Consider the following 12,678-nt stretch of genomic DNA (forward strand, 5'->3'; position numbering starts at 1 on the left):
GCCGCCATTGTGAGCCGCGATCGGGGTGCATTACAGATGCACCTGACGACGAAAAATACGGTGCAGAACAGCCACAGCTCCTAACCAGGCAGGCACCTCTGAATTTTTTGGCGTCAAAACATAATTCTGTTGAGCGCTATTAAGCGCCGCATTCGCTAGCCGATATGGGATTAGGTTCCTTTAGTTTCGGGTCTCACTGGGGTGCGTCATGTTTAATAAAACTCTGAAAAGTGAACTGACGGCAAGGACAGCCGAAGTAGCGGTATACAAGGGATTGATTGGTGCTCTGGAGCGCTCAATGGCGGTGGTTGAATTTAGCCTGGAGGGTAAGGTTCTTCGCGCCAACGATAATTTTTTGAACACGATGGGCTATCGCGCAGACCAGTTGCCAGGAAAATCTCATCGCGACTTTTGTTTGCCGACGCTGACGCGTAGCACCGAATACAGTGAATTTTGGCGCCAGCTTCGCGATGGGAAATGCGTCTCTGGCACCTTCCAGCGTATCGGTGGCCAGGGACAAAATGTTTGGCTGGAGGCCAGCTATAACCCCGTGACGGATGAACACGGGCAAGTCTTTAAGGTGGTCAAGTACGCGCTGGACGTCACCACCCAAGTCGTACAAGAGGCTGAAACCCGTGGCAAGCTGGCGGCACTCGATCGTGCCATGGCGGTTATCGAGTTCGACCTGAATGGCAATATCCTGACGGCAAACGATAACTTTCTCACGACCATGGGTTACGCCATAACCGAGCTGAAGGGCAAGCACCATCGAGTGTTCTGTGAACCCAGCTTGGTAAACAGTGCCGATTACCTCGACTTCTGGCGTCGCCTAAACGCGGGGGAGTTCTTTAGCGGGCAGTTCAAGCGTCTCGCTAAACACGGTCGAATCGTATGGCTGGAAGCGACCTACAACCCTGTCTACGATGCCGAAGGCAAGTTGAGCAAAATCGTAAAGTTTGCGACTGACATCACCGAGCGAGTGGAAAAATTCGAAGAGGACTCACGCGGCGCTTCGCGTGCTTATCACATCTCCGCAGAAACAGAGAAAGTCGCCGAACAGGGCGCGCAGGTGATTCAGCAGACTGCGGCAGAGATGCGTCTGATCGCCGACAACATCGGCGCATCGGCGCGCCTGGTTGGGCAGCTAGGTGACCGCTCCGAACAGATCACCGCCATCGTCAATACCATTCGCGGCATCGCTGATCAGACCAATCTGCTGGCGCTTAACGCCGCGATTGAAGCGGCTCGTGCCGGCGATCAAGGCAGGGGCTTTGCGGTGGTGGCTGACGAAGTCCGGCAACTGGCAGGACGCACCAGCCGTTCGACCGCTGAAATTGCGGAAATGATCGGCAAGATCCTGTCCGAAACCCGCGATGCGGTGTCCAGCATGAACATCACGCAGGAAGGCGCACAACGCGGTGTCACCCTGGCCGACCAAGCCGGTTTGGTTATCTTGCAAATCCGCACTGGCACAAGTGATGCAGTGGCAGCGGTGAGCATGTTCGCCACCAAACTTGACGAGTCCGACGTGATTCCAAAAACGGCTGTCAGCTGGGTGGGCTGACGCACTCAGCGCGAACGAATACCCTGCGCTATTGCGCCTTGCACACTCAATTAGCACAAAAAAGCCCACTGACCGTTACCGGTTCAGTGGGCTTTTGACTGGGCCTCTGGTTACAGAGCCATGTCACTCGCAGCGTTTGGCTTTGCAGCCTTGGCTTTGTCAGCGTCAGCCGGAGCAGCAGCCGGAGCCGCCTGACCAATCACTGGTGGCGGAGTCAGCTGCAACACCTTGGCGGTGTAAGCCCACTCTTCAGCCACTTTCTGAGGGTTACCGTTCAACTGAGTGCCATAGCTCGGCACGATCTGGTGCAGTTTTTCCTGCCACGCAGGGCTGGCAACCTGATCCTTGAAGACTTTTTGCAGCACGGTCAACATGATCGGTGCGGCGGTCGATGCGCCTGGCGATGCGCCCAGCAGGCCGGCGATGGTGCCGTCTGCAGAGGCAACGATTTCAGTGCCCAGCTTCAGTACGCCACCCGCAGCTTCATCACGCTTGATGATTTGCACGCGCTGGCCGGCTTGCCACAAGCGCCAGTCTTCGGCTTTGGCGTGCGGGAAGTATTCCTTCAGCGCGTTCATGCGGTCTTCGTCCGACAGCATCAGTTGGCCTGCAAGGTACTCGACCAGCGGGTATTCCTTGATGCCGACTTTGGTCATCGGCCAGATGTTGTGGGTGGTGGTGCTGGTCAGCAGGTCCAGGTACGAGCCTTCTTTCAGGAACTTGGTGCTGAAGGTCGCGAACGGGCCAAACAGGATGACGCGCTTGCCATCCAGAACACGGGTGTCCAGGTGCGGGACGGACATCGGCGGCGCGCCAACCGACGCTTTACCGTAGGCCTTGGCCAAGTGTTGCTCGGCGATGGCCGGGTTATCGGTGACCAGGAACGAGCCGCCAACCGGGAAGCCTGCATACTCCTTGGCTTCAGGAATACCGGATTTCTGCAGCAAGTGCAGCGCACCGCCGCCCGCGCCGATGAACACGAACTTGGCGTCGGTTTCGGTTTTGCTGCCATCTTTCAGGTTTTTGTAGCTGACACGCCAGGTGCCGTCTTGATTCTTGGTGATGTCTTGCACTTCGCTAGACAGCTTCAAGTCAAACTTGGGTGTGGTTTGCAGGTGGGCGACGAACTGGCGGGTGATTTCGCCAAAGTTTACGTCGGTGCCGATCGGGGTCCAGGTGGCCGCGATTTTCTGGTTCGGGTCACGCCCTTCCATCATCAGCGGAACCCACTTCTTGATCACCGCCGGGTCTTCGGAATACTGCATGCCAGCGAACAGCGGGCTTGCTTGCAGGGCTTCGTAGCGCTTTTTCAAGAACTTGATGTTGTCATCGCCCCACACAAAGCTCATGTGCGGAGTGGAATTGATGAACGAACGCGGGTTCTTCAGAACGCCTTGTTGAACCTGCCACGACCAGAATTGACGAGAGATCTGGAACGCTTCGTTGATCTCGACGGCTTTCGGGATTTGCACCTTGCCGTTTTCGTCTTCCGGGGTGTAGTTCAGCTCGGCCAGGGCAGAGTGGCCCGTACCCGCGTTGTTCCAGCCATTGGAGCTTTCTTCGGCAACGCCGTCGAGGCGCTCAACCATTTCCATCGACCAGTCCGGTTGCAGCTCATTGAGCCACACACCGAGGGTCGCACTCATGATGCCGCCGCCGATGAGCAATACATCGACCTTCTTTGCCTCTTCCGCGTGAGCGGACGCGATCCCCATCGACAAAGCGAGCCCCAGAAGGGCCGTGTTCATTTTTTTAAACATCTATTGCACCTATGATAAAACGCCATCCGCCCTTCCATTCTCACGCGCGAAGCCCTGATTCACGGCACGCAGGCAGCATGTCGTGGGTCACCGCACATCAGAATTTTGGGTGGGCACACAAGGCCGACTTACCGCATCGACCGCAGTTTATATGTCCCTACTGAACTGACTTTTTATCATTATTGGCTTCAGCTACTGGAGCGACATTGATCCTGTCGGCACGCTTCAAGGACGTGCAAACTGAATAGGTCAAACCAAATTGGCGCGCAGAATATCACGACACGGCAAACCCGCGCGTCTGTTCCCGACTTGATGGTCTGTCTCCGTACCTGGTTTTATCGGCGGGCTGTTGCGAAACGTGACTGCAAAATGCGTTTGCCCGCGCCCTCGCCCGACCTCATCAGGATAGACACTGTCGATGAGCAGACCGGCACCGTGCGCCGCAAGGCATACGGCCTTTTCCAGAGACCTGACGGCGCTTGCAGACAAAACGGAACTAATAATAAGGGGCTCACCTCCTAAGCTATGCAGCCTTCCTTTTTGCATATTGCTGTTGGAGGAATTCATCATGCGCCGCCTGTTAGTGACTTCATCTCTTATCCTGTGCCTGCCTTTCGGCTCGGTGCTGGCCAGCGTTCACGCGAAAGATGTGGCAACCTCGGCCGGGGTTTCCGCGTCGCTTTACTCAACGTTTAAAGACCACAAGACAGTGATCGCGGCCAGAGACGATCTCTCTGCGTTTGTCGCCAGTGGCGGCGCCATTCGCGGGGTGTACCTGGAGTCGGTGCTACAAGAGATTCGCCAGCAGCGGCCCGGCCTCGACGCCAGCGACGAAGAGTTGGCCAACGCCATCCTCGTTCACTACGAGGCGCCAGCGGATCAGTAACCCAGTGGTGACTGTGAACGCCTGGCCATTGCTGATGCTGCCCCGCGCGCGGTGAATCGCACCATGGTCAAAACCGTGCGCGGGCCACTATGATTGGGCGCATGACAAACTCTGCGCCCATTCGCTCCCCCTGCCCGCCCGGCGCCTGTATCTGCGAGCGTGATTCATTGCTCCAAACGCCAGGTGCAGACGTGCGAATCCTGTGCCTGACCCGCCAGGAAGAAAAGCGCTTGCTTGATCGTCTGGAAAACCTGCAAAGCCTGGAAGACCTTGAGCGTCTGCAACAGAAGATGCTCCAGCAGTTGGGCATTCGCGTGTCGCTGGTGCCCGGCTTCAACGAGGTCAGAACCATGCGCGGCATCGGTATTCAAATCGAAGCGCTACCAGGTCTCTGCCGAAAAACCCGCGCCTCCATTCCGGCAGCGATTCGTCGTGGCCTGGAAAAACACCCGCAAATTGCCTATGAACTGCTCAACGCCAACGACTTGTTGCGTGACGCATAAGGCCGTTTTATGAAGTGCTAAGTACACGGTAGGCGTGGGCAATATTTTTGCGTTTTTCGACTAATCCCTCGTGCAGAAAATATATTCAGGCAGGCCATGATTCGCCTTTATTCCACAGAACTACCCCACCTCTATCAATAACTATTAGCGATAGACCTAATAATAAAATCACTCCACATCGATTCATTTAAACCCCTACTTTCTTCTGTATATCTGCACAACAAGACAACACTAAATCGCGTTATATCGCCGACCGACCATGAATAAAATTCCCGTTATTGTGCAAAACGTTGATTCGACTGTAACCCTTTTGAGACAAGGGATCCGAGCAAAAACTATTTACTGGCTAATTCATAATTCCTACCTACTCTCTTGCGTGGAGCAAACACTCTACAACTGGTCGGGGGGCCATACAGAAAACTAACGCGGGTGTACAGGAGCGCAACATGAACGGGACACTTCTATCCAGGGCATTCACGCTATCGGTACTGTTTTCGGCAATGCTTTTACCCATCATCACTCACGCGGCTGATAAACCCGCACCGAACATTGTCGTCATCATGGGCGACGATATTGGCTGGTCCAATATCGGTGTTTACAACCAGGGTTTAATGGCAGGCCGTACACCCCACCTCGATACACTCGCTAACGAAGGCATGCGCTTTACCGACTATTACGCCGAAGCCAGTTGCACCGCCGGGCGTGCCAACTTCATCACGGGTGAACTGCCTATTCGCACCGGCATGACCACCGTGGGCCAAGCCGGTTCGCCGATTGGCATTCCGGCCCAGGCCGTGACCATCGCCACCGCACTCAAATCCATGGGCTACGCCACCGGCCAGTTCGGCAAAAACCACTTAGGTGACTTGAATGAGTTTCTGCCGACCGTACATGGCTTTGACGAGTTCTTCGGCTACCTCTACCACCTCGATGCCATGGAAGACCCGGCGCATCCCAATTATCCGCAGGAGCTGCTGCCTACCATTGGCCCGCGCAACATGGTTCACAGTTGGGCAACGACGGTCGATGACCCGACCGTGGTGCCACGCTGGGGCAAGATTGGCAAACAGAAAGTCGAAGATGCCGGCACGCTTTACCCAGAGCGCATGAAAACCGTCGACGACGAAATCCAGGCAAAAGCCTTCAGCTTCATCGACAAGGCCAAGCAGGACAACAAACCGTTCTTCCTGTGGCTCAACCCGACCCGCATGCACATCGTCACGCACCTCTCCGACAAGTACGAAGCCATGCGCAATTCGCAAAATGGTTGGTCGGAACAGGAAGCCGGCATGGCACAACTCGACGATATCGTCGGGGATGTCATGGCCAAGCTGAAAAAAGAAGGCATGGATGACAACACCATCGTGGTGTTCACCACCGACAACGGTGCGGAAAACTTCACGTGGCCCGATGGCGGCACCACACCATTTGCCATGGGCAAGGGCACGGTCATGGAAGGTGGCTTCCGGGTTCCGGCCATTATCCGCTGGCCGGGCACTGTACCCGCCGGTCAAGTTGCCAACGGCATCATCTCCGGCATGGACTGGTTCCCGACCTTCCTCACAGCGGCCGGTAATCCAAACATCACTGCCGAACTGCTCAAAGGCAAACAACTGGGTGATACCACTTACAAGGTGCATTTGGATGGCTACGATCAGACGCCAATGATCACCGGCAAAGGCCCGTCAAACCGCCACGAGATCTTTTACTTCGGTGAAAGTGTGCTGGGCGCCATCCGTATAGATGACTTCAAGTACCGGTTTATCGATCAACCCGATGGCTGGCTCGGCGCCAAAGTCGCGATGGACATGCCGATCCTGACCAACCTGCGGCTCGACCCCTTCGAACGGATGGGCTGGACCGATAATCAGGCGGCCAGCGGTTCACTGTCCTATTTCGAATGGTTCAAGTATCAATTCTGGCGCTTCGTGTTTGTACAGGATCAGGTGATCAAACTGGCGCAGACAGCCATCGAATATCCGCCGATGCAAAAAGGCGCGAGCTTCAACCTCGATGCGGTCAAGGCGAAAATCGAAGCCGCTCGTGCGGCGATGGGCAAGTAAATCGCAAAGCGTCTATCGGGTGCCCTGAGGGGCATCCGTTTTCGTGTCGCTCCTTGATTGAGGTAACGCTATGCGATTGAAAAAATCCGCGCTGCCCGCCTTCACCCTCCTCGCCCTGTGCTGCCAACAGGCACAGGCTGGCGGCATTATCCTCTACGAAATCGGCACCGATAACGCCGGCCTGGCCAACGCTGGCGCCGCCGCTCGGGCGCAAGGCCCGTCCACCATCGCCAGCAACCCGGCGGGCATGAGCTATTTGTCGGGCACACAAGTCACCGGAGGTTTGCAGGTGCTGTACGGCAACCTGACCTTCAGCCGTGACGGCAACACCAATGGCTCCGGTACCGGCAGCGGCAATGCCCTTGACCCCATTCCCGGAGGTAGCTTTTTCATCACTCATCAGTTGGACGATAACTGGAGCGTCGGCTTCGGCGCTTACGGCGATTTCGGGTTAGCCGCCAACTATAAAAACGACTGGTCTGGACGCTACTTTGCGCAGGATGCAAGCCTCGGCGGTTTATCTCTGGTGCCCAGCGTGGCCTATCGCTTTAACGAGCAATGGTCGGTGGGCCTTGGTGTGAAAGCCATGTACGGCATGCTGCAAACCCAGACCGCCATCGACCGCTCGCCGTTTGGCCTGACTGATCGCAACGACGGCCAGTTCAAATACCAGGACACCACGTGGGGCTACGGCGCGAACCTGGGGGTGATCTACGCGCCACAGCCCGGCACACGCATCGGCCTGGCTTACACCAGCAAAGTCGATCTGAACTTCGAGGACAAGCTCAACGTCCACGGCGACGGCCCGTTGCTGCAACGCCTCGACGGGCTGAACACCAAGCTCGACATGCAAGTGCCTCAGACCGCGACCTTGAGCTTGTTCCAGCAACTCGACGCGCAATGGGCTTTCCTGGCGACGGTCAACTGGCAGGACTGGTCGCAGTTTGGGAATGTAGCCGTGCAAGTCGATACGACAGCGGTCGGCGCGCAATCGACTACAGTCAATGCTCACTACAAGGACACTTGGCAACTGGCCTTGGGCACGCAGTACCAGGCGACACCCAAACTGCTGTGGAACGCAGGCGTGGCGTATGACAGCAGCGCGGTGTCAGACGCCAACCGCACGTTTACCGCGCCCATGGGCGAATCCTGGCGGCTGGCGACCGGGGCGACTTATGCATTGAACAAGGACACCGACGTCAACGTCAGTTGGGCGCTGGTCTGGCTCGGTGACATGCCGGTGGACCAGACAAAATCCACATCGGGCATTAGAACCTCCGGCCAATTCGACAATGCCTGGATTCAAGCTATAACAGGCAACATGACGTGGCGCTTTTGACGCCACTTGAAGCAACTTACCCCCTGGAGCACACCACAATGAGCCTGTCTCGAAAACTGTTTTTCGGCGTTGCCCTTGCTAGCCTGGTATTGGGCGGTTGCACCTCTAAAGTCACCGAACGCGAACAGTACTCGGGCTTTTTGCCCAACTACAACAACCTTCAGGAAGTGACCACTGCCAGCGGCGAGAAAGCCATGCGTTGGGTGACCCCGTCCTGGAACCCCAACGCCTACGACACCGTGGCGTTCAAGCGTCTGGAGCTCTACCCGACGCCGCAGCCCAACGAGCGGATTAATCGCCAGACCCTTGATGAACTGCAGAACTACATGACCAATAACGCCAAAGGCGTACTCGGGCAGAAATACCGCATCGTGCCGAATCCTCAATCTGCCCCGGCCGGTTCGAGAACCCTGATTCTGCGCGCAGCCATCACGGGGGTCAGCGCCTCCAACGAAGGCATGAAATGGTACGAAGTGATTCCGGTCGCCGCCGTGGTCGGCGGTGTGTCCGCCGCCACCGGCCATCGCGATCAGGACACGGAGCTGTTCATCGAAGCCGAACTGATCGACGCCAGCAACAATCAGACGGTGGCCAAAGTGGTGCGCAAGGTCTTTGGGCAACAGTTGAAAAACGCCAGTCAGACCATCACCGCCAATGACTTCAAAGCAGCGATCAACAAGCTGACCAGCGATTTGCAGGCATTTATCCGCTAAAACACTGCACGTTTTTCAGCGCCATGCGTGGCGACAGTGATGGGTTTGAGCCCTGCGCATAGGGCTTGAACACCTCTAGGCCAGCTTGCTCATTCGCGCAGGCACCGAGCTTTCCCTCAAGCAACTGTCCATAAAGCCGACTGCACAGACACGGGAGCACCCAGCCCTCGGCGCTGATGTAGTCGGCTTACATCGCCAGCCACTGCCGGGGAGACAGCTTGGTCACCATCACCGCGACGATCACAAACATACCGGCAAACCCCAGTACACCCATCCAGAACCACTGGCGATAAATCGCGGCGTACTCGGCATCGAGTTTTTTTCCCGCCTCGACGGCGCTCACCGCCAGCACCTGCATGCGCTTTTGCAGTAGCAGCACCGGCAACCACAACGCCCCCACGCACAGCACGATCAGCAACGCGGTCACTACCCATTCGGTGGTCAGCGACACGCCAGCGACAGTCACCAGACCAAAACCTGTTGCGACCTGAATCAAGCCTGCCGGCGTAGTGATCCATGTGTCGAACCGCACCACCATTCGAGCCACATGAGCGATCACCAACGGATTGGCGGTGCGGCTAGCGGCAATCAGGTAAAGGTAGGAACCCATACCGAAACCGAACAAAAAAATCGCGGCAATGATGTGCATGTATTTCAGGCTGAGGTACAGCATGCTCAACGCTGCCCCTCTGAAAATCGAACCGACATCTGCAGGTTTTGTGAATCGTTGATCGCCGCCAGGTATTCATCGACAGTGATTTCGCCCACACAGGCACGTGCGCCGGGTGACGGCAAATAACCATTGAGCATCTTGATCGCCAGCGCCACCGATGCGCAGCTCGGAATTTGCGGCCCTTGGTCATTGAACGCGGTGAGTTGAACCGTCATCGACAGCGGTTGGTCATCCACGCCAACCCCCTCGACATCAAGGTACATGGCACTTTTCCCATCGCCCAGGCGCTCGAACCCGGTGCCCCAGCGATGCAGGCGCACCGCCCATGGCGTCGGGTCATTCACCCAACCGACTTTCACCGCTTGCGCTAACAGAAAATTGGCCACACCACCCAGTTTAAGGCCAGCCCCCGCCTTGAAACGCAAGGTATGGGCGCCGTAGCGGCCGGCGAAGATATCCATATCCGGCACATCGACATTGGCCAGCACTCGCCACCCCAGTGGCGGCATGCTGCGCAAGGTCAGGCCCTGCCACCCCAGCACCTCATGCACCTGCCCATTTTTGAGTTGTTTGATCGGTCTACCGGCGTATGCGAGTACCCCTTTAACGGTCGATAACCCAGGCATCTTGGCGGATGAGGAAATGCCATGCTCGATCGTGTCGATGCGTTTGAACCGGGCGCGGTGACTATCGACGATGGCGGACGACAACGTCGGCACCGAACTGCAACCGCTGAGGATTGATACTCCGGCGGCCTTCGCTTGCTCGTCGAGAACAGAAATAGCATTGACGAAGGTGCGGCAATCCGCCAAGTCGCAGTAGTTAGCACCGGCCTCGATACAGGCTTGCGCCACGGCATACGATTGCCCCTGAAAGGGGCCGCCCGTGTGAATAACCAGTTGAATGCCCCGCGAGGCCAACACAGCGTTGAAACCTGGCGCCATCGCATCGCCGCACCAACTTGCGCAGGGCACACCGGCCAAGGCATCCAACACATCGACCTGGCGCGACAGTTTGAGTGAGTCTCGACCCGAAATGACCAGACTGATGCCTGGAATGACAGCGAGGTGTCGGCAAACAATGCTGCCGAAGTTTCCATAGCCACCGATGACCAATACCCTAAGTGTCATTGACTGCTTCCCTGAAGTGTTTGCCCGCGTGGCGGATTTGGCCGGGGCACAAGCCTCCACGATTTCGATGGCACCGGCAAGATGGCGCGACGTCCTCCTTGAGTACCCGGTCCCACCCAGCGCACTATCGCCCTCGCCTTGGCAACCCTTGACCTTGATGGCCGTCGGCTGCGAGTGTTCAACCCTTGCCCAGCCACCACAGGACCAACCCACATGGAACTTCATCAGATCGTCGTCAGCGACGAGATCGACCCGCACGTGAGTCAACTCATCAGCGCCGGGCTCAACACCTTCAACGATCAGGTCACGGGGATCAATGATCGCCAAGCCTTGGCGGTGACCGTGCGCGATGCCCTGACTCAGCAGGTGCTGGGCGGTATTACCGGACGCACGTCTCTTGGTCTATTGTTTATAGAGTTGTTTTATTTACCTGACGCGTTACGCGGCTCTGGGCTAGGCTCGCGGCTGCTGCAAGCTTATGAAGAGGAAGGCCGAAAACGTGGCTGTCGTTCGGCAGTTCTGTATACCTTGAGTTTTCAGGCGCCCGGCTTTTACGAAAAAAACGGCTGGCAGCGATTCGGCGAAATACCGTGTGATCCCGAGGGCAGCAGCCGGGTGTTCATGAGCAAAACGTTGTAAGGGATTAGCAGCATCGCGAGGTGAACCTTATCCCCACAAACCCGGTCGATACCTGCAACCCGACCCCGTTTGCCGACGCCCCCCTGTAGAGGGCGATGACTGGCTCGCTTCACTTTATGGAGAACGCCCCCGTGATATCGACCGTACACATTGCCAGGCTAAAAGCCTGGGGCGCCCATGGTTTTACCGCCACCGGCGTGGTCACGGCCTTCCTGGCCACCCTCGCCCTGCTGGAAAACCAGCCGACCAATTGCCTGCTATGGCTGGGTGTAGCGCTGATCGTCGATGGACTGGACGGCGCACTCGCACGCAAGGTCAACGTGCAATCGGTCCTGCCCAGTTTCGATGGCTCGATTCTGGACCTGGTGATCGACTACCTTACGTATGTCTTCATTCCGGCGCTGTTCATCTATCGCTACGTTCCGTTGCCCGACTACACCCTGTTACTGACCGTGTCGCTGATTCTGGTGTCGTCGCTGTTTTGCTTCTGCAACGTCAACATGAAGAGCAAAGACAACTACTTCCAAGGCTTCCCCGCCGCGTGGAACGTGGTTGCCCTGTGTTTTTACATCATTGCCCCAACGCCCTGGATCACCCTGCTCACCGTGATTGGCCTGGCCCTGTTGACCGTGACCCGAATGAAATTCCTGCACCCGTTTCGCGTGCGCAAATTCATGCCGATCAACATTGCGGTTACCGCCATCTGGCTGCTGTGCAGCTTGTCGCTGGTGATCAACCATCCGGTCATCAACCCGCTGGTGATGGGGCTTTGGCTACTGATGTCAGCGTACTTTCTGGGGATCTGCTTCTGGCGCACGGCCATGGAATGGTTTGAAGGAACGCGGCTCAAATAGCCTGGCCCTGGAACGCCACCTCACGCCATGCAAGGCCGCACCATGACCCAGATAGTCGATTACAACAACGCCAGGCACCGCGCCTCAGTCACTGCGCTTTGGCACAACGCGTTCGGCTACGAAACGGCGCACAACAGCCCAGGACTGGCGATCGACAAAAAAGTGGCCTGCGGCGACGGGTTGTTTTTTGTGGCGCTGGCAGAGGATGTCGTCGTTGGCACCGTGCTGGCCGGTTACGACGGCCATCGCGGCTGGTTGTATTCGATAGCCGTACACCCGTCATTACGCAGGCAGGGGCTGGGCGCCAGGCTGGTTCGCCATGCCGAACAGGCGCTGACCGAGCGAGGTTGCATGAAGATCAATCTGCAAGTGGTCAGCAGCAATGAAGGCGTAACGGCATTTTATGAAACCTTGGGCTACTCGGTGGAGCCGCGTATCAGCCTGGGGAAAAAGATTGAGTCGAATATCCCGCGCTAAGGATTACGCGCAGAGTGGGCGTTTCAAGAATTGGCACACTGGTGGCCATTGCTACGCTGCGATCACTCATGCCACGT

12 protein-coding genes are annotated in these 12,678 nt (G+C 57.0%); 9 read left to right on the forward strand and 3 right to left on the reverse strand.

Annotation, left to right across the window (positions count from 1 at the left end; all coding sequences use genetic code 11):
* Window positions 1-208: 208 nt before the first annotated feature.
* A complete protein-coding gene (locus RHM68_RS14585) occupies window positions 209-1,564 on the forward strand; it encodes a PAS domain-containing methyl-accepting chemotaxis protein (protein WP_322215859.1) in 1,356 nt (451 codons plus the stop codon).
* A 110-nt stretch (window positions 1,565-1,674) separates the two neighbouring features.
* Here the strand turns inward: RHM68_RS14585 and mqo are convergent, their stop codons facing one another.
* Window positions 1,675-3,324 carry a malate dehydrogenase (quinone) gene (gene mqo / locus RHM68_RS14590; RefSeq protein WP_322215861.1) on the reverse strand — a complete coding sequence of 550 codons (1,650 nt, stop codon included), beginning with the start codon at window positions 3,322-3,324 and terminating at the stop codon, window positions 1,675-1,677.
* Window positions 3,325-3,892: 568 nt separating this feature from the next.
* Here mqo and RHM68_RS14595 point away from each other — a divergent pair.
* The 5 genes from RHM68_RS14595 to RHM68_RS14615 all read left to right on the forward strand — a co-directional run bounded on the left by RHM68_RS14595 (window position 3,893) and on the right by RHM68_RS14615 (window position 8,828).
* Window positions 3,893-4,210, forward strand: a complete 318-nt coding sequence (locus tag RHM68_RS14595; RefSeq protein ID WP_322215864.1) for a DUF2388 domain-containing protein — start codon at window positions 3,893-3,895, stop codon at window positions 4,208-4,210.
* A gap of 101 nt (window positions 4,211-4,311) precedes the next feature.
* Window positions 4,312-4,713 (forward strand): hypothetical protein, encoded by a 402-nt coding sequence (locus RHM68_RS14600; protein WP_322215866.1) that lies wholly within the window; start codon window positions 4,312-4,314, stop codon window positions 4,711-4,713.
* A gap of 446 nt (window positions 4,714-5,159) precedes the next feature.
* A complete protein-coding gene (locus RHM68_RS14605) occupies window positions 5,160-6,776 on the forward strand; it encodes an arylsulfatase (RefSeq protein ID WP_322215869.1) in 1,617 nt (538 codons plus the stop codon).
* A 70-nt stretch (window positions 6,777-6,846) separates the two neighbouring features.
* The gene (locus RHM68_RS14610; RefSeq protein WP_322215871.1) at window positions 6,847-8,115 is read left to right on the forward strand and encodes an OmpP1/FadL family transporter; all 1,269 of its coding nucleotides are present in this window, start codon (window positions 6,847-6,849) and stop codon (window positions 8,113-8,115) included.
* Between the two features lie 38 nt (window positions 8,116-8,153).
* Window positions 8,154-8,828, forward strand: coding sequence for a DUF3313 domain-containing protein (locus tag RHM68_RS14615; RefSeq protein WP_322215872.1), 675 nt, complete (start codon window positions 8,154-8,156; stop codon window positions 8,826-8,828).
* A gap of 187 nt (window positions 8,829-9,015) precedes the next feature.
* On the opposite strand, the gene RHM68_RS14620 is transcribed toward RHM68_RS14615, so the two are convergent.
* Window positions 9,016-9,501, reverse strand: coding sequence for a DUF2269 domain-containing protein (locus RHM68_RS14620; RefSeq protein WP_322215873.1), 486 nt, complete (start codon window positions 9,499-9,501; stop codon window positions 9,016-9,018).
* A 2-nt stretch (window positions 9,502-9,503) separates the two neighbouring features.
* Window positions 9,504-10,631, reverse strand: coding sequence for a saccharopine dehydrogenase family protein (locus RHM68_RS14625; RefSeq protein WP_322215875.1), 1,128 nt, complete (start codon window positions 10,629-10,631; stop codon window positions 9,504-9,506).
* Between the two features lie 213 nt (window positions 10,632-10,844).
* Here RHM68_RS14625 and RHM68_RS14630 point away from each other — a divergent pair, with 213 nt between their 5' ends.
* The 3 genes from RHM68_RS14630 (at window position 10,845) to RHM68_RS14640 (ending at window position 12,601) form a co-directional block, all read left to right on the forward strand.
* A complete protein-coding gene (locus tag RHM68_RS14630; RefSeq protein WP_322215878.1) occupies window positions 10,845-11,270 on the forward strand; it encodes a GNAT family N-acetyltransferase in 426 nt (141 codons plus the stop codon).
* A 131-nt stretch (window positions 11,271-11,401) separates the two neighbouring features.
* On the forward strand, window positions 11,402-12,124 hold the full coding sequence (pcsA, locus tag RHM68_RS14635; protein ID WP_322215880.1) for a phosphatidylcholine synthase: 723 nt from the start codon (window positions 11,402-11,404) through the stop codon (window positions 12,122-12,124).
* Window positions 12,125-12,166: 42 nt separating this feature from the next.
* Window positions 12,167-12,601: a GNAT family acetyltransferase gene (locus RHM68_RS14640; protein ID WP_322215883.1), complete on the forward strand. Its 435-nt coding sequence runs from the start codon at window positions 12,167-12,169 to the stop codon at window positions 12,599-12,601.
* Window positions 12,602-12,678: the final 77 nt, after the last annotated feature.

The organism is Pseudomonas sp. DC1.2, from assembly GCF_034351645.1.
In the GTDB taxonomy this organism is placed as follows: Bacteria; Pseudomonadota; Gammaproteobacteria; order Pseudomonadales; family Pseudomonadaceae; genus Aquipseudomonas.